At 51.9% G+C, this 25,846-nt stretch carries 16 protein-coding genes and 1 pseudogene; 7 read left to right on the forward strand and 10 right to left on the reverse strand.

Annotation, left to right across the window (positions count from 1 at the left end; genetic code table 11):
* Positions 1 to 23: 23 nt before the first annotated feature.
* Positions 24 to 1,097 carry a 23S rRNA (cytidine(2498)-2'-O)-methyltransferase RlmM gene (rlmM, locus tag ACA048_RS19480; protein WP_223511694.1) on the reverse strand — a complete coding sequence of 358 codons (1,074 nt, stop codon included), beginning with the start codon at positions 1,095 to 1,097 and terminating at the stop codon, positions 24 to 26.
* A 222-nt stretch (positions 1,098 to 1,319) separates the two neighbouring features.
* Here rlmM and acnA point away from each other — a divergent pair, with 222 nt between their 5' ends.
* The 7 genes from acnA to ACA048_RS19515 all read left to right on the forward strand — a co-directional run bounded on the left by acnA (position 1,320) and on the right by ACA048_RS19515 (position 14,828).
* On the forward strand, positions 1,320 to 4,061 hold the full coding sequence (gene acnA / locus ACA048_RS19485) for an aconitate hydratase AcnA (protein WP_497625860.1): 2,742 nt from the start codon (positions 1,320 to 1,322) through the stop codon (positions 4,059 to 4,061).
* A gap of 2,216 nt (positions 4,062 to 6,277) precedes the next feature.
* Positions 6,278 to 7,069 carry a CPBP family intramembrane glutamic endopeptidase gene (locus ACA048_RS19490; RefSeq protein ID WP_497625861.1) on the forward strand — a complete coding sequence of 264 codons (792 nt, stop codon included), beginning with the start codon at positions 6,278 to 6,280 and terminating at the stop codon, positions 7,067 to 7,069.
* A 241-nt stretch (positions 7,070 to 7,310) separates the two neighbouring features.
* A complete protein-coding gene (locus tag ACA048_RS19495) occupies positions 7,311 to 8,105 on the forward strand; it encodes an ABC transporter permease (RefSeq protein WP_497625862.1) in 795 nt (264 codons plus the stop codon).
* A gap of 13 nt (positions 8,106 to 8,118) precedes the next feature.
* Entirely contained in the window at positions 8,119 to 8,772 is a 654-nt protein-coding gene (locus tag ACA048_RS19500; RefSeq protein ID WP_497625863.1) for an ABC transporter ATP-binding protein, read from the forward strand.
* Between the two features lie 47 nt (positions 8,773 to 8,819).
* Positions 8,820 to 9,926: a KpsE/RkpR family capsule polysaccharide export protein gene (locus ACA048_RS19505; RefSeq protein WP_497625864.1), complete on the forward strand. Its 1,107-nt coding sequence runs from the start codon at positions 8,820 to 8,822 to the stop codon at positions 9,924 to 9,926.
* Positions 9,927 to 9,966: 40 nt separating this feature from the next.
* A complete protein-coding gene (locus ACA048_RS19510) occupies positions 9,967 to 11,034 on the forward strand; it encodes a polysaccharide biosynthesis/export family protein (protein WP_497625865.1) in 1,068 nt (355 codons plus the stop codon).
* Between the two features lie 80 nt (positions 11,035 to 11,114).
* Positions 11,115 to 14,828 (forward strand): CDP-glycerol glycerophosphotransferase family protein, encoded by a 3,714-nt coding sequence (locus tag ACA048_RS19515; protein WP_497625866.1) that lies wholly within the window; start codon positions 11,115 to 11,117, stop codon positions 14,826 to 14,828.
* Between the two features lie 1,638 nt (positions 14,829 to 16,466).
* Here the strand turns inward: ACA048_RS19515 and ACA048_RS19520 are convergent.
* From ACA048_RS19520 to ACA048_RS19560, 9 genes and pseudogenes are all read right to left on the reverse strand, one after another.
* Positions 16,467 to 17,180, reverse strand: a complete 714-nt coding sequence (locus ACA048_RS19520) for an acyltransferase (protein WP_497625867.1) — start codon at positions 17,178 to 17,180, stop codon at positions 16,467 to 16,469.
* Between the two features lie 364 nt (positions 17,181 to 17,544).
* Positions 17,545 to 18,254, reverse strand: a pseudogene (locus tag ACA048_RS19525) (transposase); the annotation flags it as partial.
* A gap of 58 nt (positions 18,255 to 18,312) precedes the next feature.
* Positions 18,313 to 18,516: an IS66 family insertion sequence element accessory protein TnpB gene (tnpB, locus tag ACA048_RS19530; protein ID WP_497629903.1), complete on the reverse strand. Its 204-nt coding sequence runs from the start codon at positions 18,514 to 18,516 to the stop codon at positions 18,313 to 18,315.
* A gap of 372 nt (positions 18,517 to 18,888) precedes the next feature.
* The gene (galU, locus tag ACA048_RS19535; RefSeq protein ID WP_497625868.1) at positions 18,889 to 19,728 is read right to left on the reverse strand and encodes a UTP--glucose-1-phosphate uridylyltransferase GalU; all 840 of its coding nucleotides are present in this window, start codon (positions 19,726 to 19,728) and stop codon (positions 18,889 to 18,891) included.
* Positions 19,729 to 19,872: 144 nt separating this feature from the next.
* Complete coding sequence (locus ACA048_RS19540; RefSeq protein WP_497625869.1) at positions 19,873 to 21,276, reverse strand: glycosyltransferase family 2 protein; 1,404 nt, start codon at positions 21,274 to 21,276, stop codon at positions 19,873 to 19,875.
* 92 nt (positions 21,277 to 21,368) lie between these two features.
* A complete protein-coding gene (locus tag ACA048_RS19545; RefSeq protein ID WP_497625870.1) occupies positions 21,369 to 22,886 on the reverse strand; it encodes a stealth conserved region 3 domain-containing protein in 1,518 nt (505 codons plus the stop codon).
* Positions 22,879 to 23,892 carry a galactosyltransferase-related protein gene (locus ACA048_RS19550; RefSeq protein WP_497625871.1) on the reverse strand — a complete coding sequence of 338 codons (1,014 nt, stop codon included), beginning with the start codon at positions 23,890 to 23,892 and terminating at the stop codon, positions 22,879 to 22,881. The genes ACA048_RS19545 and ACA048_RS19550 overlap by 8 nt, the downstream gene beginning before the upstream one ends.
* An 89-nt stretch (positions 23,893 to 23,981) precedes the next feature.
* Positions 23,982 to 24,917, reverse strand: coding sequence for a KpsF/GutQ family sugar-phosphate isomerase (locus ACA048_RS19555; RefSeq protein ID WP_497625872.1), 936 nt, complete (start codon positions 24,915 to 24,917; stop codon positions 23,982 to 23,984).
* Positions 24,918 to 24,950: 33 nt separating this feature from the next.
* A complete protein-coding gene (locus ACA048_RS19560; protein WP_497625873.1) occupies positions 24,951 to 25,748 on the reverse strand; it encodes a S1/P1 nuclease in 798 nt (265 codons plus the stop codon).
* Positions 25,749 to 25,846: the final 98 nt, after the last annotated feature.

Raw genomic sequence — 25,846 nt, forward strand, 5'->3', positions numbered from 1 at the left:
GCTCCTACAGGGGGTCGCGTCAATCAGCGGGATTTCGGTTTTTTTACGTCGAGCCGGCGCAGGTGGCAGGTCACTTCTTCACGGTCGTGATACAGCTGCTTGCAGCCAATCTCGACCCGGATGCCGCGCTCCTTGAAGCCGTCGGCGATGCGTTCCAGCAATCGTTTCACTTCGGCGTAACGCTGTTTCATCGGCAGTTTGAGGTTGACCACCGCTTCTCGGCAATGGCCCTCGCCAATCCACTCTTCCAGCATCGCGGCGTTACGCGCTGGCTTTTCGACGATGTCGCAGACCATCCAGTCCACCGGCTGCCGGGGCTTGAAGGTAAAACCGTCCGCCATCAAGTGTTGCACCAAACCGGTGTCCATCAGGCTTTCAGCCATCGGGCCGTTGTCGATGGCCGTCACCAGCATGCCCCGATTGACCAGTTGCCAGGTCCAGCCGCCGGGTGCAGCGCCCAAGTCTACGCCGGTCATGTCACTGTGCAGACGCTCATCCCACTGATCACGCGGGATGAAGTGATGCCAGGCCTCTTCCAGTTTCAGCGTCGAGCGGCTTGGCGCCTCACGCGGGAACTTCAGGCGTGGAATGCCCATCGGCCACATCGCCGAGTTATTCGACTCGGCCAGGCCCATGAACACTTCGCGACCGCTCTTGAAGGTCAGCAGCAGACGCGGTTTGTGCGCATCTTCCACCAGTTTGCCGGCGGCCATCAGCGCCTTGCGCAGGTGACCTTCAAACTTCTTGCAGAAGTTCGACAGCTCCTTGCCATCATTGGTATCGACCATTTCCAGCCACAGGCTGCCGCACAGCGGAAAGTCCGCCATGTGCGCGAGGATCACACTGATGCGATCGGTTTCCGGCAGATCGATGAAGATCCCGCGCGCCCATTGGCGCGGGAAGATCAGGTCGGCGAAACGTTGGCCACGCATCAGGCGCTCGGCGCCGTCTTCTTCAGTGCAGATAAACTCGGCGCAGGCACTGGCGGTTTTGGCCTTGGCATAACCGGCCACGTTCAGACGTGCAGCGTGTTCGGCTATCTCGGAACAGACTTCGCCTTCGAAGCCCGGCCGGCAATGCATAAAGAGGGTGTTCATTCTTACTCCTGGGCAGATGGCGAGACATTCAACCACTGCGCGATGCCCAGACTTGCGTTGAAGCAAAGCCTGTCACGAAAACCGGCGCATGATAGCCGAGTTCGCAACGTTGGACTTAACCATAGAGTCCAGTAATTAGCCTTAACGTCCAAACAGGACTAGGTTAAATGCTCTATCTGTCCCGCCAGTCCGCAGTCGTGCGGACCCAAAGGAGTCATTTCAATGCCGTCTCTCGATAGCCTGAAAACCCTTAAAACCCTGCAAGTCGACGACAAGACCTACCACTATTTCAGTCTGCCCGAGGCGGCCAAGAGCCTCGGTGATCTCGACCCATTGCCCATGTCGTTGAAAGTGCTGCTGGAAAACCTGCTGCGCTGGGAGGACGAAAAAACCGTCACCGGCGCCGACCTCAAGGCGATTGCCGCGTGGCTCAAGGAGCGTCGCTCCGACCGGGAAATTCAGTACCGTCCCGCTCGCGTATTAATGCAGGACTTTACCGGGGTTCCCGCCGTGGTCGACCTGGCCGCCATGCGCGCCGCCATGGCCAAGGCCGGCGGCGATCCGCAACGCATCAATCCGCTGTCGCCGGTGGATTTGGTGATCGACCATTCGGTGATGGTCGACAAGTTTGCCAGTTCAAGCGCCTTCGAACAGAACGTCGACATCGAAATGCAGCGCAACGGTGAGCGTTACGCCTTTTTGCGCTGGGGCCAGAGCGCCTTTCACAACTTCTGCGTCGTGCCGCCGGGCACCGGGATTTGCCATCAGGTCAACCTCGAATACCTTGGCCGCACGGTCTGGACCAAGGACGAGGACGGCCGCACCTATGCCTTCCCCGACACCCTGGTCGGCACTGATTCCCACACCACCATGATCAACGGCCTCGGCGTGCTCGGCTGGGGTGTCGGCGGGATCGAAGCGGAAGCGGCGATGCTCGGCCAACCGGTGTCGATGCTGATCCCCGAAGTGATCGGTTTCAAACTCACCGGCAAGCTCAAGGAAGGCATCACCGCCACCGACCTGGTGCTGACCGTCACGCAGATGCTGCGCAAGAAAGGCGTGGTCGGCAAATTTGTCGAATTCTACGGCGACGGCCTCGCCGACCTGCCGCTGGCCGACCGCGCGACCATCGCCAACATGGCCCCGGAATATGGCGCCACCTGCGGCTTCTTCCCGGTGGACGACGTGACGCTGGAGTATTTGCGCCTGTCCGGCCGGCCGGCCGAAGTGGTCAAACTGGTCGAGGCCTATACCAAAGCCCAAGGCTTGTGGCGCTTGCCAGGCAAGGAACCAGTGTTCACCGACAGCCTCGCACTGGACATGGCCACAGTCGAAGCCAGCCTTGCCGGGCCAAAGCGCCCACAAGATCGGGTGTCGTTGCCGAATGTCGCGCAGGCGTTCAGCGACTTTCTGGGCCTGCAATTCAAACCCACCAGCAAGGAAGAGGGCCGCCTGGAAAGTGAGGGCGGTGGCGGCGTCGCCGTGGGCAACGCCGATCTGGCCGGTGAAATCGACTTCGAGTCCGAAGGCCATACCTATCGCCTGAAAAACGGCGCGGTGGTGATTGCCGCGATCACGTCCTGCACCAACACCTCCAACCCGAGCGTGATGATGGCGGCAGGTCTGGTGGCGAAAAAGGCTGTGGAAAAAGGCCTGAAACGCAAACCGTGGGTCAAGACGTCCCTGGCCCCCGGTTCAAAAGTCGTCACCGACTATTACAAGGCGGCCGGCCTGACTCAGTACCTCGATGAACTCGGCTTTGCCTTGGTCGGCTACGGTTGCACCACCTGCATCGGTAACTCCGGGCCTTTACCTGAACCGATCGAAAAAGCCATCCAGAAAGCCGATCTCGCCGTGGCCTCGGTGTTGTCCGGCAACCGCAACTTTGAAGGCCGCGTACATCCGTTGGTGAAAACCAACTGGCTGGCCTCCCCGCCCTTGGTCGTCGCCTATGCGCTGGCCGGCACGGTGCGCATCGACATCAGCAGTGAACCGCTGGGCAACGACAAGGAAGGCAACCCGGTGTACTTGCGCGACATCTGGCCGAGCAGCAAAGAAATTGCCGACTCGGTGAATCAGGTCAACACCGCCATGTTCCACAAGGAGTACGCCGAAGTGTTTGCCGGCGACGAGCAATGGCAAGCCATCCAGGTGCCGCAAGCGGCGACCTACGTGTGGCAGGACGATTCGACCTACATCCAGCATCCGCCCTTCTTCGATGACATCGGCGGCCCACCGCCTGTGGTCAAGGACGTCGTCGGGGCCAGAGTGCTTGCGCTGCTGGGCGACTCGGTGACCACCGACCACATCTCCCCCGCCGGCAATATCAAGGCCGACAGCCCGGCCGGCCAGTACTTGCGCGACAAAGGGGTGGAACCGCGCGACTTCAACTCCTACGGCTCGCGTCGTGGCAACCATGAAGTGATGATGCGCGGCACCTTCGCCAACATCCGTATCCGCAATGAAATGCTCGGCGGCGAGGAAGGCGGCAACACCTTCTATATGCCCACTATGGAGAAAATGTCGATCTATGACGCGGCCATGCGATATCAAGCCTCGGGCACGCCGCTGGTGGTGATTGCCGGCCAGGAATACGGCACCGGCTCAAGCCGCGACTGGGCGGCCAAGGGCACCAATCTGCTGGGCGTGAAAGCGGTCATCGCCGAAAGCTTCGAACGCATCCACCGCTCCAACCTGGTCGGCATGGGCGTGTTGCCGCTGCAGTTCAAACTGGATCAGAACCGCAAAAGCCTGAACCTGACAGGCAAGGAAACGCTGGATATCCTCGGTTTGACCGGCGTAGCGCTGACGCCGAGGATGAACCTGACACTTGTGATCACCCGTGAAGATGGCAGCCGCGAGAAAATCGAGGTGCTGTGCCGGATCGATACGCTCAATGAAGTGGAGTACTTCAAGTCAGGCGGGATCCTGCATTACGTGTTGCGGCAGCTAATCGCGTCCTGACGAACAGCAAACTTGTAGGAGCTGGCTTGCCAGCGAAGGCGGCCTCGCGACGTGCGGCGTCAATGAGAACGCCTTCGCCGGCAAGCCGGCTCCTACGGGGTTTGTGTGGTCCACAAAATCAAGGTGAGTACACGTTTTTTGTAGGAGCTGGCTTGCCAGCGAAGGCGGCCTCGCGACGTACTGCGTCAATGAGGACGCCTTCGCCGGCAAGCCGGCTCCTACGGGTTTTGTGTGGTCCACAAAATCAAGGTGAGTACACGTTTTTGTAGGAGCTGGCTTGCCAGCGAAGGCGGCCTCGCGACGTACTGCGTCAATGAGGACGCCTTCGCCGGCAAGCCGGCTCCTACGGGTTTTGTGTGGTCCACAAAATCAGGGTGAGTACACGTTTTTTGTAGGAGCTGGCTTGCCAGCGAAGGGGGCCGTGCGACGTGCGGCGGTAATGAGGACGCCTTCGCCGGCAAGCCGGCTCCTACGGGGTTTGTGTGGTCCACAAAATCAAGGTGAGTACACGTTTTTTGTAGGAGCTGGCTTGCCAGCGAAGGGGGCCGTGCGACGTGCAGCGGTAATGAGGACGCCTTCGCCGGCAAGCCGGCTCCTACGGGGTTTGTGTGGTCCACAAAATCAAGGTGAGTACACGTTTTTTGTAGGAGCTGGCTTGCCAGCGAAGGCGGCCTCGCGACGTACTGCGTCAATGAGGACGCCTTCGCCGGCAAGCCGGCTCCTACGGGGTTTGTGTGGTCCACAAAATCAAGGTGCGTACGGATTTTTGTAGGAGCTGGCTTGCCAGCGAAGGGGGCCGTGCGACGTGCGGCGGTAATGAGGACGCCTTCGCCGGCAAGCCGGCTCCTACGGGGTTTGTGTGGTCCACAAAATCAAGGTGCGTACGGATTTTTGTAGGAGCTGGCTTGCCAGCGAAGGCGGCCTCGCGACGTGCGGCGGCAATGAGGACGCCTTCGCCGGCAAGCCGGCTCCTACGGGTTTTGTGTGGTCCACAAAATCAAGGTGAGTACACGTTTTTGTAGGAGCTGGCTTGCCAGCGAAGGCGGCCTCGCGACGTACTGCGTCAATGAGGACGCCTTCGCCGGCAAGCCGGCTCCTACGGGGTTTGTGTGGTCCACAAAATCAAGGTGCGTACGGATTTTTGTAGGAGCTGGCTTGCCAGCGAAGGGGGCCGTGCGACGTGCAGCGGTAATGAGAACGCCTTCGCCGGCAAGCCGGCTCCTACGGGTTTTGTGTGGTCCACAAAATCAAGGTGCGTACGGATTTTTGTAGGAGCTGGCTTGCCAGCGAAGGCGGCCTCGCGACGTGCCGCGGTAATGAGGACGCCTTCGCCGGCAAGCCGGCTCCTACGGGGTTTGTGTGGTCCACAAAATCAGGGTGAGTACACGTTTTTTGTAGGAGCTGGCTTGCCAGCGAAGGCGGCCTCGCGACGTGCCGCGGTAATGAGGACGCCTTCGCCGGCAAGCCGGCTCCTACGGGGTTTGTGTGGTCCACAAAATCAAGGTGAGTACACGTTTTTTGTAGGAGCTGGCTTGCCAGCGAAGGCGGCCGTGCGACGTGCGGCGTCAATGAGAACGCCTTCGCCGGCAAGCCGGCTCCTACGGGGTTTGTGTGGTCCACAAAATCAAGGTGAGTACACGTTTTTTGTAGGAGCTGGCTTGCCAGCGAAGGCGGCCGTGCGACGTGCGGCGTCAATGAGAACGCCTTCGCCGGCAAGCCGGCTCCTACGGGGTTTGTGTGGTCCACAAAATCAGGGTGAGTACACGTTTTTTGTAGGAGCTGGCTTGCCAGCGAAGGTCTCTAACGATAACGCGCGCCTACAGACAGAACGCAGCGCTGTTAAGTCTATCGCCGGCACGCCGCCCTTTGTATAAAGAGCCGGAATCTCGCGGTACCGAGACTAGCACTCGGTATCCCCTACAATCCTGAAATGCTCAACCCAGCCATTGATCGAAGTCACAACAACCATAAGCGCCGCCAGTATCAACAACGTCACGCCAACAACAGGCCAATTCATCATGCGCATCCCCAGGGTCAGGAAAATCCGGCAGAGCGCCATTCAAGTGAATGTCAGGCACCTGTAAAAAATATTCACAAGTTCAGTTCTACACACCGCATGTTATGGAAAAAAGTCAGTTCCTTTATTGCTGATCCACGGGCATTCCTGCCTAAATGCCCTGCATAAGGTAGTCTCGCCAGTCAATCAGGATGACCCCATGCTCGTACTGCCCTGGCCGTACCTGACCCTCCTCTCTGCCGGCTATGTCCTGGCACTCACCTACGGACAACTAACGGCACAGGCGATCATTGCGATCATTCTGCTGCTACTCGCCGGTTTTGCCACCCGGCAACACCACTACCGCTACGGCCGCTATGTCGGTCATATCCTTTTCATCCTCCTGGCACTCGCTTTGGCACTCCATTGGTGGCCGGGGTTTTACAACGCCAGGATGATCGACAACGAGCGCTTTACCGAGGACGCCGTAGCGTTCTCGATGAACCTCAACCTGGACAAACCACTGATAGGCTTCTGGCTGCTACTCGTCTGCCCGTGGATCGTCGCCCCCCATTCGTTAACACAGACATTAAAGACCAGCGCGCTGGCCATCAGCCTGACAGCACTCGCCACACTTGGTGGAGCCTGGCTGCTGGGGATCGTCGAGTGGTCACCGAAATGGCCGGAACAGTCATGGCTGTGGATAAACAACAACCTGCTGCTGGTGACATTAGTAGAAGAGGCCCTGTTTCGTGGCTACCTGCAAGGCGGCCTGAGCTGGCGCCTCCAACACCTGGCCTATGGCGAACACCTTGCCCTGCTGATCGCTTCGCTCCTGTTCGGGCTGGCCCATTGGGGTGCGGGCTGGGAATGGGTATTGCTGGCAAGCCTGGCCGGTGCCGGTTATGGACTGGCCTATCGCTCCGGCGGATTGGCGGCGGCCATCGCCACCCACTTCGGAATTAATTTGTTGCACTTCGGACTGTTTACCTACCCGATGCTGGCCGGCTGATTCACCGCGGGAGCGCACCTCCCCCAGCACCTGACCGAGTGGGGACCCCCTTCAAAATGTCCTGAACGTTGGCAAAATCAGCCGATCATCGGTAGGGAACTACGCAGCTTGACTCCTGTCATCCCCAGCGTTTAACCTCCCGCCCCACGAATGGAAGCGATTTGTCCTACAGCGACAGATAGTCCTCTAAAAATGAATTGAAGCAACGCGTTTACCGCGCCGTTGTGCTGTGCGGTAAATCATGCTCAAGCCCCGCTCCCCCCTGCAAATCAAAAAATCCGTCATTTTTGCGTTGGTGTTGCGTGAAGCGCGTTCGCGTTTTGGCGAACGTCGTATGGGCGCTATCTGGACGCTGATCGAGCCGATTTCTCACCTGTTGATTCTTAGTTTGCTGTTCGGCCTGCTCCGTGGCCGCACTGTGGCCAGCATCGACTACCCCGTTTTTGTACTGGTCGGTCTCGCCCCCTTCCTGCTGTTCCGCAACACCGCCTTGCGTCTGATGAACAGTCCCAAGGAAAACCGCTCGCTATTTGCTTATAAACAAATCAAGCCTCTTGACACTTTTATTGCCCGAGTACTGGTGGAATTCAGCATTTCAGCGACTGTGTACGCCATTCTGGTGTTCGGTTTCGCCTGGTATGGTTTCGATGTGTCGATCAAATCGCCCATCGAGTGGATGCTAACCATTCTGTTGGGGTTATTGTTTTCTTTTGGCCTGGGCATGCTGTTGTCGCTGATCGCCCATGCCATGCCCAGCAGCACGCTGTTTCTACGGATGATGTTTTTCCCGCTGTATTTTATATCCGGCGTACTCATCCCCGCCGCCTACCTGCCGCAAGCCATGCTGCCGCTGCTGCTGCTCAATCCCTTCCTGCACCTGCTGGAATTGATTCGCGCCGAAATCTTCCCGCACTACGTTCCAGTCGACGGCGTTTCGGTGCACTACGTGATCGCCTTCACCCTGGTCTTGCTGTTCGTCTCCCTGGGCACGTATCGGGTTCGTCGACTGCATTTGATCTCCACCAAGAACGGCTAACCGCAGGCTTCCCGTGTTCGAGCTCAGAAATCTCACCAAGTCGTACCTGACCCCCAAGGGTCGCCGCCACGTGTTTCGTGACCTGTCACTGAAGATCCCCGCCGGCAAGAACATCGGCCTGATCGGCCGCAACGGCGCAGGCAAGTCGACCTTGATGCGCTTGCTGGGCGGCGCCGACGTGCCGGACTCCGGCACCATCGTCACCGATAAAAGTGTTTCCTGGCCCGTGGGCTTGTCCGGCGGTTTCCAGGGCAGCATGACCGGCCGGGAAAACATCAAGTTTGTCAGCCGGGTCTACGGTGCGGTAGGCGATGCCATGCGTCAGAAAGTCAGCTATGTCGAAGACTTTGCAGAAATCGGCAGCTGGATCGACGAACCGGTCAAGACCTACTCCTCCGGCATGCGCTCGCGCCTGGCCTTTGGCCTGAGCATGGCCTTCGACTTCGACTACTACCTGATCGACGAAGTGATGTCGGTGGGTGATGCCCAGTTCAAGCGCAAATGCGCTGACGTGTTTGAAGCACGCCTGCAGAAATCCAAGGTGGTGCTGGTTTCCCACAGCATGCCCGAAATCAAAAAGCTCTGTGACGTCGTACTGCTGGTACGCGATGGCGGGGTACAGATCTATGACGATGTCGATGAAGGCATCAAGGCCTACAACACCTGATCACCTGACCGTGGCGTGATTGTTTTATTTCAAGGATGCAAGTGCATATGAGCAGTACGGGTAAATTCAAGGGCTGGCGCCTGACGCTGGGGCTAATCGTAGTACCGATGGTACTGGCCATCGTCTACTACAGCTTTTTTGCCGTGGACCGCTATGTCAGCTCCGCGCAAGTCGTGGTGCGTCAGGAGGGCAACAATTCTGGCGCTCAACTCCCAGGCTTGAGCATGCTGCTCAGCGGCACCAATCCGGCGTCCCGGGAAGAGACCCTGTACCTGCGCGAATACATTGTGTCGATGGACATGATGCAACTGCTGGAAGATCGCCTGCACTGGGTCGAGCAATACAGCAAGCAACGCAACGACCCTTTCTTCTGGCTGGACAAAGACACCGAGCGTGAGGATTTGCTCAAGTACTACCAGCGCATGGTGTCGGCTCATTACGACGAAACTACTGGCCTGCTGAAAGTGGAAGTACAAGCTTTCAGCCCGGAACTGGCTGAGCAGATGGTCAAGACCATTTTGGAAGCCAGCGAGCACTTCGTGAACGAAGTTTCCCACAGCATCGCCCGCGAGCAGATGCGCTTTGCCCAAGGCGAACTGGAAGGCGCTAAAAAGAATTACACCAAACGCAAAGAAGAACTGCTGAGCTTCCAGAACCGCAACAAGGTACTGGACGGTAAAAGCTCGGCTCTCGGCCGCGCCAGCATCATCGACACGCTGGAAGGCGAGCACTCCAAAGAGCGCGCCGTACTCACCCAAATGCTCTACAAACTTCGCCCGGATTCACCGCAGGTCAAGCAACAACAGCAACGCGTAGACGCCATTCGCGAACAGCTGAGTGCCGAAAAACGCCTGCTGGTCTCCGCGCCTGACGGCGACCAGCTCAACGTCGTAGCCTCGCGCTTCCAGCAACTGACCTTGGACGCCGGCATCGCCGAAGAAACCTACAAGACCGCCGTTGCCGCACTCGACAACGCACGCATCGAAGCCAGCAAGAAAATCCGCACCCTGGTCACCGTGGTCAGCCCGAACACCCCGCAGATGGCCCTGTACCCAGAGCGCCTGTACAACCTTGCAACCATCTTCCTGGCCCTGCTGCTGCTCTACGGTATTGCCCGCTTCCTTATTGCATCGATCGAGGATCATCGTGATTAAATCCATTTCTGGCCTGCCCCTTCGCCCCCTGAACGTGAGCATGCGAAACAGCGCTGTTGCGGGTTTGATGCTGGTGACTCTGACACTGGCAGGGTGCGGTGGCACCTTGTCCGGCGCGGGCCCGTACAAAGGCGATATCGAAAGCAAAAGCCAAAGCACTGCGTATGACTTGGTGGACATCAACGCCAACACCATTGCGCCGTTCATGCGCCCAGCCGCCAAACCGGCCAAAGCTCAAATCTCCAGCCCGCTGGCGCAAAGTGTGCGCCTGATGGGCGGTGACGTAATCAACGTCCTGATCACCGACAACGCTCCGGAAGGCAGCGGCCTGTTCGCCCCGCTCTCGACGGGCGGCACTCAGCTCAAAGTGCGCATCGACGACAAGGGGATGATCTCCTTGCCGTACGTTGGTCATCAATTTGTTGCTGGTATGACTTTGATTCAGGTCGAAGACATGATTCGCCAGAAGCTCAAAGGTGTGACCACTGACGTGCAAGTGCACGTTGATCTGGTTGGCGATCTGTCTGGCTCGGTGCTGGTAGCGGGCGCAGTAAAAGCCCCTGGGCGCTTTTCCACCCTGCAAGGCCCCTTGACCTTGCTTGACGCTGTTAACCAGGCTGGTGGTCCAGTGATGGAACCGCACTTGGTCAATGTGACCGTGCGCAATGGATCTCAAACCGACACCTTCAACTACGAAGATGTGCTGGCCGGTAATAACTTTGTTCTGAAGCCTAATTCTGAAGTGGTTCTGGACCGTGCGCGTCAACGCTTTGTTGCGATGGGTGCCGTGGGTGAGCCCGGCCTGCACGACCTACCCTCTCAGAACGCGAGTCTGTTGGATGCACTGGGCTCCGTTGGTGGGTTGAAAGAGTCCAACGCAAACCCACAAGGCGTATTCGTATTCCGTATGGGTGAAGGGGCAAATGCCAAACCTACCGTTATGCGTATTGATATGCGTGACCCGGCCGCTATCTTCTACGCCCGCCAAGTCATGGTGAAACCGGACGACACTATCTATGTGACAAATGCTGCGGTGTATGAATGGCAAAAAATTATTGGGCCTATAGTACAGACGATGGTGTTGGGTCGTGCAGTAGACGCTTACTAAGCATTTTTTAATTTCACCAAGGTAGGTTAATACCTTGGCTTTTTTATGGCAGAAAAAAATTGAAATCACGAAAAAACAGCTTGGCAAGGTTTGCCAGTAAAAAAGCCGAAATCAATACGCCCGAACCAGAAAGCACTGAAGTGATCCCTCCGACACTCAAGAAAAATGCTACACGCAAATACTCTATTGTAACAGCCGCTTACAACGTCGAAGCGTATCTTGACGAATTCCTTACTAGCGTCTCAGAACAGTCTGTCGATTTTGAAAATTGCATTGAAGTCATCCTTGTTGACGATGGATCACAAGATGAAACTGCAAATATCGCAGCGACGTGGACAAGTCGCCACCCAAAAAATATTAGATACATCTATCAACCGAACGCTGGACAAGGTGCCGCGCGAAACAATGGGCTGACCTACGCCACAAATGAGTGGGTCACCTTTATAGATTCCGACGATCTTTTGTCCATCGACTATTTCGAATCCATCGATAAATTTATTGACTCCAACACCACAGAACTTAAAGCAATTTGCGCCAACTTCATTTTTTATTATGAGGATAAAAAAGAACTTAGCGACACTCACCCACTGAAGTTCAGATTTGCAAACGGCAACGTAACGCTGCCAATTTCCGAACCTGGCAGAAATATCGCGCTAAACGTCAACGCCGTATTCTTCAAGCGCGCAAGACTCATCAAAAGCGGTCTTCAATTCAATCCCCTAGTGAAACCTGGTTTTGAGGACAGCTTATTTGTAAACAGCTACCTACTTGGAGCTTTCAAGGGGAAAGTTGGCTACTGCGCAGACGCCAAGTACATTTACAGAAAACGCGATAATGGCACGTCGACGTTAGATACCGCGTGGCAGCATCCAGGCCGTTATGATCATCAACTGCGCCTAGGTTCTCTTGGGCTGATCGAAAAAAGTATCGCACTTCTGGGGCGCGTCCCAACTTTTATCCAGCGCGTAGCGATGTATGACATCGCCTGGCATATCAATAAAATCATCAGGTTCGACTCCGACATTCGCAGTCTGAGCCAGTCTCAACTTGATAATTATAAGTTGTTGATACGCCAGATATTCAGCCATATCGAACAAGATACGCTGATGAATTTCGAACTGGCTGGGATGTGGTTCTTCCAAAAACTTGGCCTAGTTGCTAAATACAAGGGATACGTCCCGAACTTCAACATTAGCTACATTGATGACTACGACAAAACTAAAAACCTTGTCAAAATCAAATACTTCACGCCCATTGAAAATATTGACGAACAAGTATTCCTAGATAATGAAATCGTCGTTCCTACTTACAGCAAAACGCGAATCCACCGCTTCTTCGACGAACCATTTCTCCACGAAAGAATTCTATGGTTGCAACTGGGGGACGGGAACAAATTTCGCATCACCACCCAAAATAAACCAACAAGGATTACGTTACGAGGAAAACAGTTCAAAGACGACGTTCCAGTCGAGTTAATTTATCGCGCATTCGACAAAAAACCTTTGGACGAGTCCGGTTTTTCCGAAGAAACCATGGAGATTCGCAGAATAGCTTGCGAACCGACTATGGTTAACAAGTTTGGTGGCAGTTGGCTTTTGATGGACCGGGATCATCATGCGGATGATAATGCGGAACACTTGTACCGCCATCTTGCAAAACATCATCCAGAGATAAAAGTATTCTTCGTACTACATGAAGACAGCGCCGACTTCGAGCGCCTGACTCTCGAAGGCTTTAACTTAATTGCATTCGATAGCATTGAGCATAAAGCGGCCTTGATCAACTGTGCACATTTTATCTCTTCCCACGCAGACAATTATATTTTCTCAGAAATCACAAAAAAGAATTTTGGTGATCTGCTGAACTATAAGTTCACGTTCTTGCAGCACGGCGTAATCCATAATGATTTGTCAGTCTGGCTAAACTCTAAAACAATCGACTGCTTTATTACCTCGACTCGAGACGAGTTCAACTCCATTTCCGGCACTGGCCCTTACCAGTTCTCCAGAAAAGAAGTGGCCCTCACTGGACTCCCACGTCACGATATGTTTTACGACGACAAGAACTCCAACAGTTCAACAATTTTGATTATGCCAACCTGGCGAAACAACATCGTCGGCGCCCCTATCGGCAATAGTAACATCAGAGAGATCAACCCAGCGTTCTCCGAAACTGAGTATCTCCGCCACTGGAAGAACCTACTAAACTGCCAAACACTCAAAGATCTCGCTCACAATGGCAAAAACAAAATAGTTTTTGCGCCACACGTCAACATCAAACCTTACGTCCTGAATTTTGAGTGCCCCGAGCACATTGAAGTTTGGAAAAGCGATGAATCCGATTCGATTCAAACGCTATTCAAAACCTCGAAAATAATGATCACTGACTATTCATCTGTTGCTTTTGATATGGCAGCTATGAACAAACCAGTGATCTACTATCAATTTGACGAATCAGAGTTCTTGTCCAGCCATACAAGTCGGCCAGGTTACTTTGACTACCGCAGGGACGGATTCGGTCCTGTATGTTCAAGTCAGATGGAAGTAGAGGGCTATATTGAGAATCTGCTCAACCCTAGCAGCGAAGAATCCAAACTCTATACTGCTCGATGCGAAAGCACTTTCGTCTTTGATGATGGCAACAACTGTCTTCGCACCGTAGAGGCAATTAAGAAACTTGACCGCAACGTCATCGAGAAAACCCACGAGTACGCTGCCCACATTGAAACGGGTATGTCTGCCATGGCCATCAACAACTGGAATTTGGCTGTGCACTGCCTGGAGGAAGCCATCGCCCCCCCATCGCAACCAGACGTCAGTGTATTTGTTGGACTGATAAAGTCACTTCAGGAACTAGGTCACTACCAACGATCCCTGGAGGTCTTGGAGTATGCAGCGACTATCCACGAAAGCAGTGAAGAACTCAACAGCTTCAAATTGCAAACCATTTTCATGGTGCTCCCAATCAGCGAAGCGATCACCATATATGAAGAAACTATAAATACGGCACCACCCAAAAGCCTACCAACTCCGATGGTCGCAAACGCTGTAAACTATTACCTCGCACAAGGTTTACGCGCAAAGGCAATGGAGCAGTTTGGCTTCGCCGACAACGAATCTCATCCAGATTTAATCCGTTGCAAAGCAACCATTGCAACGGAAGATGGCGACTGGGAAAATGCCGCAGGCCTTTGGAATGAAGTAACCCGAACGCATTCGACCGAAGAGCATCGCCGAAATCTGTTTGAAGCGCAGTTTAACTCTGGCTTTTTCCAAGAGTGTATGGTCACGCTTAAACAAATGCGGGACACCCAAGATCTAGGAGAGCTTAACCTCATTGCCGGGGAAGTGTTTTACCAAAATTCCAAATGGGCAGATGCTTGCAAATACTGGACGCTAGCCATCCAATCTAACCGGCTGCAACCGGATACATGGTTGAAACTAGCGAGAGCACAACGTCGCGCTGGCAGTCCAGAACTAGCCAAAGAAGCCTTGATGAATGGATTGGAATCCACAGATGAGCGCTTCAAGCTGCAAGAGACCTCTTTGGTACATCTCGCGCTGGGTAACTGGGATGAAGCCATCGATAGTTTCAATCATTTCCTTTCGAGAAAAGACCTTAAGCCTAACAAGGATGCCCGACTGGATCTGGCTTATGCATTGCACCGATCAGGGAACACCCTAGCTGCCGAAAAAAAACTTGCTGAGTACAATAATAGATTTGGTGAAGATAGTCGCAGCATCAAAATACTGTCCGACATTAAGCAGGGTCACTTTGGACAAGTAGCGCGTTAAACTATCAAAGGCGCGGGAAGTGACTCTTCCCGCGTCCTGGATAGTTATTAAAGCCTATCAACGTAGTTTCCGTGGGAATCGACGCTTTTATGTAAGCATAAAACGTCACTGAATATTTTATCTACTATAGTTTCGTTGGATTTTTCCCAACGGCCACTCGATATTTTGTTTAAGTCCATTCATTTATGTAAAGCTGCCCCACAGGCTGCAGGATAATTTTTGGCCATGCTGATCGCGGAACCTTGGCTGATCGACTGGTCTACAAAGCCCTTAGCTCTTTTTCTCACAGCCATGTTGTAGGCGAGAAAATCAGTAGCACAGCAATCACTAATTCATCACTTATAAATATTGTTTTTGAAAGAGCTAAGACGAAGTTATTGCTTCTTCTGGATACTGTTATATGGCCCAGACTTCGAGTCTACTCTCAAAGCACTTGACACTTCTCGCTAACGACAAGTCGCCGCGGTACTTTATTTATTGCATATACTTAACAGCAATCGATTCCAAAAGACTCAATAAAAAACAAGTTATACCCCGTGAACTCAGCAAAGAATATTTGCTTTTTCGCAAGAACTTTTTGCATATCTCAATTCTTTCTTCAACAACCTTTATGCATAATCAGGCGGATTCGAGCCTTGAAGGGCATGATTACGAAGACTTTGACTTTATGATCTAACTTGCTCGGCATCATAAATCAATATCACCAAACCGTTCATTTTTCCCTAATTAACCATCTCAATCACCGCTGTTTGCATCTGGATACCGGCGAGAGCTGGGCAGATAGTGCCTGCCCATTTTATTAAAATAAGATTTTGAATATCATCTACACCACACAAAACCCAAGACATCAAATTATTATGAAGCCCGGACAAAAAAACTCGAAATTGTCAAAAATAAACATCAAGAATTAGCTATCGGCGGTGAAGAGACCGCTACATTAATTGAAGACTTCATCAGATTGCGCTCAAACAACAATCAACTGATTTCACATATTTCCGCACTGCTCTAAAACAAACTAGGACACGTGGACAGATACGAAATATTTAAACACCGATTAAGGTTTTTAATCAATAACCAAGAAGCCTAAAGCTACAAAAAGTTGAAAAAGTTGAAAAAGTTGAAAAAGTTTATTAGCTATCCCTATTTTTCTATGACATGTTTCGCAAGTGCGTATTCAAAGGAGTATCGCCGGCGGTGCTTCAAAAGACTGCGCAGACTACCATTGGCACCGCTAACACCATTATTACGACACTGTTCGGGTCTGTTCTGTCTTCGGCACCTATGCCCATATTCAGATGCTTACGAATGTAAGCTGGTAGGCCCACTCGGTTGGGCGCAGCAACCGCTAATGCCTTGTCCAGTAACGTAGCCTTGCAGTTTCAGGTCGCTGAGTTGTTATGGCATTGACGGAGCATTTGGCGGTGCTGTAACAGCAGCTAGGCGGCGCTGATACTGGTAAAGCCATTTCTATGGCATTCGCTATGAGGAAGCCATGGCGCTATAGGCTGCGTTGTGCCGCCGAGCCGGCGCCAAGATGACTAAGAATTCAGCGATAAATTAGCCTCGCTTGAAGCTAGCCTGAAACTTTTGGAAAGCGACGAATATTCGGGTATTTAGAGAGGAGGCTAGAGGTATTGACTACTCTTTCACCTCGCTGCACAACCCGAGAGGAGGGTTATCAATTGTTTCATGCCAAAAAGCAGATTTTTTTATCGTCGAGGCATCCGGTTTGAAGTATGGCTTCGCCAGATTCAAGTGCGGGCGCTCCCATGCGATATCTTTCCGGACAACTTTCGCCGGCGTTCCAGCTATGATGCAGTTGTTAGGGAATACACCTTTGACTACGCTCGCATAACCCACTACCGAGCCATCACCTATTTCGGTCCCACCTAGAATTGCTGCGCGAACACCCAGCCAAACGTGCTTGCCAATACGGATAGATTTCGGCATGTTGATACGTTCCCCCGTTTTTACATTGAAAATAGGGTGTGCGTCATCTGCTCTGATTTCATTGTGAGAGGCGATCATACAGTCTTCGCCGATTTCCACAGTGGAATATTCCGCTGTGGATATATAACAACCATACGTGCAAGTTACTCCATCTGCAATTACTACCTTGCAATGATGGCCGATACGAATATTACCCTTATAATAGTTTTTCCCGAATTCGCAATACCCACTGTCGCAATCGAACATTATTGTTAGCGCGGTTGGTCTTGCGCCATCTTTCAGAACTAGCTTGTTGTTGCTGCCACGGAATATAACCTTGACATTATTATCGAGCGGTTGAACACATTCGATTACATTTCCGTTTTCGTCTGAATAGTTAAAAATTTTGTCGAGCTCTACCATGACCTGCCTCAATTTAAGTTTGCATATCGGGTAGGATACGACAATCATAAAAGCATCTCAAGGCGGGCAACTTTTGCCCAATTTATGATGTTTTACCTGGAAATAAAGCACATGCGCATCACTCGTGGGCAGTTTTAAGCAGTTTTGGAAAATGCGCCGCAATGGCGTGCGAGGGAGGGTGCTACTCTGGCGGCACTTCCACCCCGAACAGCCGACGGTTCACTCCATACCAAGCCTTCGCCAGACTTTCCCGATGGATTTACCCCCTTCCGAAATGAACGCTTACCGCGTTTGCGAGTGGTTCCAGGTGAGTGACGTGACTGGCGCCACTCAGCGCGCCGTGTCCGCTCTCTTTTTGCCTGGCCAACAGGCTGTCGCGCATTAAATTCAGCAGCGGCTGGAAGTGCTCGCCGCACTGGATAACCCAGCGAGCTAGGGTCTGACGCGGGATATCGATGCCATGGCGAGCTAGTACTTTTCCAAAGCGGTGAAGCGGTAAGCTTTCCACGTACTTGGTCATTAGCATCGCCAGAACGCTTTGGCTGACCATGCTTTTTTCAATCAGCTGAGCCGGCTTGACCGCAGTGACCGATGCCGATTCGCAGTCGCGGCAGCCGTAGACTTTACGAACGTGCTTGACCACCCGGACTGCATCGGCACGATTTCAAGATGCTCGCTGACTTCCTCGCTAATGGCGTGTTTGCGGCAGCCGCAGCCGTAGACGCAAATCAGTTCATGCTCGAGAAGTTCGTGGATGACTTCGATACGTGGTAGGTCAGCGGGCAGCAGCTTGCGTTTGCCACGGTGCTTGGCGGGTGCGAAAAGCTCTTCTTCAGCGTCTTCGCCGACAGGCTCGGCGATGCTTTCCGCTTCGTTGAAAAGGGTTAGCTGTGGCGTGGCCGGATCGGCTGTTTGCTCGGACTTGCGCCCGAACAGACGCTGGCGCAGCAGTACGTTCTCTTCTTCAAGATAAACAATACTGCCCTTGCTGGACTCGCGCTCAAGCAACATTTGCTCTAGCAATTGCTTGAGCAGCGCAGGGTCGTCAGGAAGATCTTTGGGCATCGATATCATGCCCTGGATTATACCGAATCAGGCCACGAATCGCGGCGTCAAAACCTGATGCGGACGGTTACGCCAGAGATCGAAACCGTCGAGCATCCAGTTGAGTTCCTGAACAGTAAGGACGAGCCTCGTCGCCAGCATTAGGCGATGTTTTGAATCGTTCGGACTCTAGGCGTTTGAGCCAAAGGTAGAAGCCGTTGCGCTCCCAGTTCAAAATCTTCACGCGGTTGCGCGGTTTATTGAGGAAAACGAAAAGTACGGAGTCAAACACGGCGACCTTGATGTCCAACTCGACCAGTGCACCAAGACCATCAATTTATTTTCGGAAGTCGACGGATTTAGGGTAGAGATAGACTTTTTCGACTTTGGCGTCGGGTCGTATCATGGCGGATGGGCACCGGAAAGAAATTGGAAGCACACCATCCGGCAGTAGCTAAGCGCTTTGAATGTGGGGTTCAGGGAGCGCTTACGTTTGTTCGAAGCAGTCAAGTGCCCTATGCATGGCTGCACCACGCACTTGAACGCTTCCCGCTGGCGATCCTCGGTAAAAGATTACGAGGTGCTGCGGCCGTGGAACTGCCCGTCGGCTTGGTCAACTAAGCGCCCTGCCCACTTTTCGGTTGGCAGGCTCCATGGAGTATTATCAATACGCCTTGCCAGTCTTATAAAAGTTCTCAAAGCAGAAGTTGGTCGCATCGATGTAACCTTCAGCGCCACCGCAGTCGAAACGCTTGCCCTTGAACTTGTAGGCAATCACGCAACCGTTTTTCGCCTGCTTCATCAGCGCATCGGTGATTTGAATCTCGCCACCTTTGCCAGGCTCGGTTTGCTTGATCAGCTCGAAGATGTCAGGCGTCAGGATGTAACGACCGATAATCGCCAGGTTCGACGGAGCGTCTTCCGGGGCCGGCTTCTCGACCATGTTGCGTACACGGTACAGGTCATCAGCGATCAACTCGCCGGCGATCACGCCGTACTTGTTGGTTTCCTGCGGATCCACTTCCTGAATCGCGACGATGGTGCAGCGGTACTGCTCGTACAGCTTGACCATCTGGGTCAGTACGCCGTCGCCTTCGAGGTTGACGCACAAGTCGTCCGCCAGCACCACGGCAAACGGCTCGTCACCGATCAGCGGGCGGCCAGTCAGGATCGCGTGGCCAAGGCCTTTCATTTCGGTCTGACGGGTGTAGGAGAACGAGCACTCGTCTAGCAGCTTGCGGATGCCAACCAGGTATTTTTCCTTGTCGGTGCCCTTGATCTGGTTTTCCAGCTCATAGCTGATGTCGAAGTGGTCTTCGAGGGCGCGCTTGCCGCGACCGGTGACGATGGAGATTTCGTTCAGGCCAGCGTCCAGTGCTTCTTCGACGCCGTACTGGATCAGTGGCTTGTTCACCACCGGCAGCATTTCTTTGGGCATGGCTTTAGTCGCTGGCAGGAAGCGAGTACCGTATCCGGCTGCAGGGAACAAACATTTTTTAATCATAAAAATCCTTTAACGAACAATCAATACGGACACTATGCATCTTAACTATCAGACTAAAACTTAACAACATCAAAACCAAACCAAAAACCCAACAATTCGAATTCAAAAACAAAAACAGTTGCACCCACACTCAATAAAACTTAATTAAGCACGAAGAGCATCGGAAACAAACTTTCTTCGTTTATTTGCAGAGTCCGCCACCCTTTTCAAAAAATCAGCATCGCAAGACTCCGCGAAAACTTTCAGGTAATCACTTTTTGGTGATACCAAGTGAGCATACAGGGCATCAAGGAACTGTTTATAAATTTTGTACTTTGAAAATTTTAAACTACCAATCACCCTCACCACTTCCAACGACGGGGCTTTGGCTAAAGTATCAATAAATATTGAAAAGACATGCTCCTCAGCTTCCGGACAGTACTTAACCAGCAGCTCTACAGATTTATTGCCACAGGGCCAATCCACCTTAGAGAACACATGAGAGGAGCGCGAGCCCACTACTGACAACCTGAACTCCTCAGAAAACAAATCTCGCCACTTCGTTTTGACTATAAACACATGAGCCCCATGGCTACCAGGCTTAGTATCAACCATCGTTTCCTTTTGCGAAGAGTTGGTAACTCGAATCTTACAGCTTGAATCCGATCTTAGACCATGGACAACTCCAAAAATCCAGTCTTTATTTACTGCAATCAACTCGATTTTCGCGCTATCAACTATTTTTTCAACAGCCGATAATTTCCCCTGAGCCTCACTCAAGTAGCGTTGAACAGCAACAACTTGCATATTCGCGCCGGAATGCTCATGTACCTGGCTGTGATACCTATCGAATTCAGCTATGTTTTTCAGTTCTTGCTGAGCACGATCCGCTTTCGGCAAGGAGCGTCTCCGAACCCACTCCTCTCTAGACTTAGTGTAATAGTGATGCATAACTGCACGACCAAAAGAAGATGATTTAAATTTGATCGGCATCGACTGATTCCAGTCAGCAACGGATAAAGTATTGTCTAGATAAACACCGGAAAACAAATCGCAAATATGTGTTCGCATATTATAGGTGTTTTTTGGGGAAAACATTGTCTTTACCACAGGAGATGTTTTTTTCTCACACTTTTTAAACCGTTCAACAACCAAATTTTTCGATGGAACTTCACATCCACTGGAACCAAACACAAGCCAAGGAAACGCAATAGCACCAACATTATCATGTAGGCGTTCGGCATCAACAAGCAGTTCTTTTACCGTAGCATCTTTGACGACTAGAAACTCATCCAGATCGCAAATCAACACATAATCAAACTCTGCCGAAAAGTTCTCTATGAAATGTCCATACGCATCTCTTTGTGGTGGAATCCCTTCTCGCCTAGGCCAATGGACCCGGGTTATCTCACCGATACAGTCAAGGGCCGCCAATAGTTCCGAGGTTCCATCATCGCTAACGTTGTCATAAATAAATACCGAATCAAAGCCAGCAGTCTTATAATAAGAAACCCACTCCTCAACATAATCAACTTCATTTCTACAAATCGCACAAACCGCAATCTTCAAAATACTTACCTTATTCAGATAGGACCTCAAAAGAATTATTCAAAACTTTTGCACCTAAAACTTATTTGCCGCTTCGAAAGGTTGATCACACACTAGCGATCAACCTTCCGCTCCCAAGCGGCTGATTCAGTCAATCGTAAATTAAAAAATCTGGATGTTTTTTCTTTGTAATGCTCATTCGTTGCGCTACCGTCGCCATCGTTAAAGCACAAAACCTTATACTTATAGGCATGTTTCCCTACAATTTTCTCAACATTGGTCGGGCGGACTATCAGACTTGAAAATTCACCTTTAACTGCACGACCACTGGCAAAAGCATAATGATGATAAAAAAACGAAGTCACATTAACATCGCTTAACGAACGACGTTTAGCATTTCGCGTTAACTCGATGATCTCCGGAAACTTATCTTCGATCTCTTGCAAGATTGTCTTTTTTAGCGCATAGGGCACATGGCGATGCAAACACCTGGCCTCATAGTCCGAGAAAACCGTCTTCAACAACTCTTTGGAGTTGTTGGCGGCCGCAAGGTAATCCAGTGACTTATCCCTTCCCGCTTTTGAATCAACCATCCCATAGGGCTCCAGATAAGCCACGGAACGCCCTATCTCATCAAAAAAATCGCGAGGCAAACAAGGCTGATTGAGCACAAAATCATCGTTCAGATAAAGGAAATTCTCTGAGAGTTCAGGAATACGGTGTAAGCACGCCTCGATGGCATGGGAGTTAAACGTCGGAAGCATCGACTCAGTTGGAAATATCTCTTCGTGCTTTATCCAGACAATTTTAGAGTGTTCCTTCATCCATTCAGGCTGACTGCAATTTGAAACAACAAATATCCGATTTATCCACGGCGCGAATTTATTCAGCGACCTCAATGAATATCGTAATTCATCGTTTGATGTATATCTATCCGGGTCAAATTTATCGGAAGGATATGTTGACGCCCACAAAGCTTGCCAGTCTGCATCTGCATGACTTACCCATGTATAAACAGCATCTACGGGGGTCGTATAACCGCAACCTAATGGAGCGCCACTGTAAATCGCATCAAGCTCTTTAGCCTGAAATTTTCTAATCAATGCAGAGGAGGAGCGAACGTTTGCCAACCCATCGCCATCAATGTCGTATTGATATATGCGCAACACATATAACACACCGAACTGATTACTCATTTCCAATACAAAATCTGGCCGGGAACATAGGTCGCCCCCTACAACTCGGACGTCAAGTTTCTCCCCGACCCCACATCTAGAGTTATAAGAGCCGTTCACTGTATAGATAGTCACACTCATTGACAGTGACTCTTTCAAGAGACTCACGACATCAAGTAGCCCATACAAATGACCAGACCAAATCAGCAGGCTGTTTTTATCGCTACCATCCTCCGCCCCATACCCTGCTCCCATTGTAAGGCGCAAATACTCTTGCACCCCAATCTTTTGAACCATCTCTATATCGACGACGGCAGACGATACAAAAATTTCTGTTTTTTCTCGAACAGTCTGCTCGGCCTCTTTGAACACGCGCTTTCGAAACATGTCATAAAAAAACAGATTCGGGTCCTTGATGAACTTACGAATTTTCTTGAACCGCTGAACTTTACTCATTTAATAAAAACCTTAACCGCCGCCGAAAAGTGTCAAATCGATCGACATGACCTGGCTTATTATCAAAAAGGATTCCGTAATCGCTTACGTCGATATATTTTTCTGCGCACAATTGGCTAAAACCCGATATCAAAGTCGGATCGCCGACTGTCGTTCCTAAAACTTTATGTTTATGCAGCGAGACGAAAAGTTCGTAATTCTTCTTGCGCGCAGCCTGATATCCCTCGACATCGGGACGCTCATGAAAAATGTGAAATGCAAGGTCTTTTTCAAGCAGAGCCTCAAAACAGGTCTCGCCAAGATAGCGTCGAAACCCACGGGCAAACAGAGGGGACCTGGCGGTTTTGTCTAGCAGCATGTCCGGGGATTTTTCCAGAGCACCGTGAAGATCAGCGAGGCGCATCATGAAGTCAAAATCTTCATACCCATGTCCCGAGAAAGCTTCATTGAAGCCCTTCAGGAGGGAGTAGTCCTTGCTACGCATGACAATTACAGACGAAGGGCTGGCGAGGTGTAAAAATTCCTTCCGCGAAAAATTAAAAAACCGCTTTCTTAGCTGTTTTACATCAATTTTTGATCGCGTCAGATCGCGGGACCCTTTCTTCGTTAGATAAAGGCACGGCAACATGTAAAACGGTCGCTCTTGCGAATCAACCTTGTCTCTGTATTTTTCGATCAGCGCGAAATCGGGCCAGATATCAACGTCCAACAGTGTCAAAAACTCATCCGTCACGTGCTTGAATGCTTCATTACGAAGCAAAGCCGCATTCACATTTCCCGTGTAAAAGGGCTTCGAGACGGTGAAGGCGCCTTTGCACTTTCTGATAACAAGCTTGAACAGCCTGTCCACCCACATGCCGCGATCATTGTGAGCAAAGATGATTTTGACGTTTGCACGGTTTGCAGCCACGGCCATCTGACGCGCCTTGGAGATGATATCCAAGGGGCGGTGCACCAAATCCAGCGGCACGATAGCGGTAATGTTGCGCTTGGTTGTCTCTGACAATGTTCAACACTCTTTGGTCTTGCTTGACCGACTAAATCCAACACCCCTGCCCTCATTAGTGCAGTGAGCAGGGTTAAATATCTGTTAATTCAGTCAAATATCTCGACAATCCCAACCACTTCGCCGCTTTCATCATCCATCACTGGCAAAGCCCGGATCTTGTGAGCCAGCATATAAGCCTCTGCCTCGGACAATTGTGCAGACGCTTTTACCGTGTGTGGGCTTGATGTCAGGAACGCCTCGACATTCTCATTGACGACACCTGGATTGCCCAGCAATGCACGGCGAAGGTCACCATCGGTGACAATGCCGTCGAGTTTGTCGTTTTCCATGACCAGGGTAAGCCCAAGGCGGCTTGACGTCATGACCAACAGGCAGTCATGGAACGAGGTGTTGCGGGTCACCTTAGGGATATTGGTGTGCATCACATCACTGACGCGGGTCAGAAGTTTTCGGCCGAGGCTGCCACCCGGGTGGTAGCGAGCGAAGTCCATCGGCTTGAAGTCGAGTGCGGCGATCAGCGCTACGGCAAGCGCATCTCCCATGGCCATGGTCGCGAGTGTCGAAGTCGTTGGGGCGAGGTTGTTCGGACAAACTTCGCGCTCCACGGAAATATCGAGCCAGATGTCGGCATGCCTGGCCAGGGTTGATTGGCCGTTACCGGTCATGGCGATAATTTTGTTGCCGAAAGACTTCAGGCTCGGGATCAGCTTGACGACCTCTTCGGTTTCGCCACTGTATGAGATCAGGATCAGCACATCACTCGGCTTGAGCATGCCGAGATCACCATGAAAGGCTTCAGCCGGGTGCAGGAAGAGACTAGGCGTACCGGTTGAGGCAAACGTAGCGACCATTTTCTTGCCGATAAGACCGGACTTACCCATGCCGCAGACTGCCGCACGCCCCTTGCAACCCAGAATGAGCTCCACTGCACGCTGAAATTCACCGTCCAGGCGTTCTGCAAGTTGGCTGATAGCTTGCGCCTGAGCGCTGAGTGCATCTTTAGCAATTGGGAGGTGATTCATGGAAAACCATTGGTCCTTGGTTAGGTGGCACGCCTACATGGATGTGTGCGGAGCGTCCAACACCTGATTCAGTAATTTGCCCAACCGAAGTCCGGCATCGGTGAGTCTAGTTTTGACCACCGGAGAGATATCTTTCAAATAGCTCTTTGGCAACGTCATCATCGACGTCGAGTCGGCACGCTGTAGGTTGTCGCCATAGATGTAGGTCTTGGCAATATCATGACTTTCCATTGCCCATTGTTCAGGCGTGCGCTGGGGAACACTCGGGTTGCCAGCCAGGAGAGAAGATGCCAACTCCGCAGGAGGCATTTTCAATGATCGGACAGAAATGGTGTCCCAGACCTTATGAAGCGTGTACTCACGCGTTCCAAGCTGGACCTTCACTCCGCCGGTTTCCTTGATGGCATGTAATGGTTGGTGGATGTCACCGACATAGTGCACTAAGAATTTCAGCGCCCTCAATCGATCAGCTGCTGGCGCGTCTTTCTGACCAAGGATGGCTTCAAATCGCTCTATCCCATAAACCACGCACTTGCCTTTGCGATCGCAGTCACGCTTTGGGTCATAAGCCGTGGCGTCAAAAGGAATACGGACGGCGTGACTGATCAGCCCAGGCTCAGTGCCCTTGATTTGATCCGCCCAAGAGGCGACGTCCGCCAGACTTGTTGCGCCTTCCAGAGCCAATAACTGCCGAACCTCGGCTTTAGCTACCGGGTCCAGCCTGGACTCAGCGATCATGGCTACTGTTCTATGCCCTTCGACACCCCAGGCCAATACGCTTGACGCATGAATAGTCAGGAGGGCGAAAACGATGTGCTTGATTCTCAACATTGACCTCCCTTGACTCCTGCGCAGGATCGACGAGGCAATTGACTTGCCAGCGGGCCGATTCATGACGGCAGCGATCGCTCCTTGATTCGAGTGGCGCG

This window comes from Pseudomonas sp. LBUM1659, assembly GCF_059716045.1.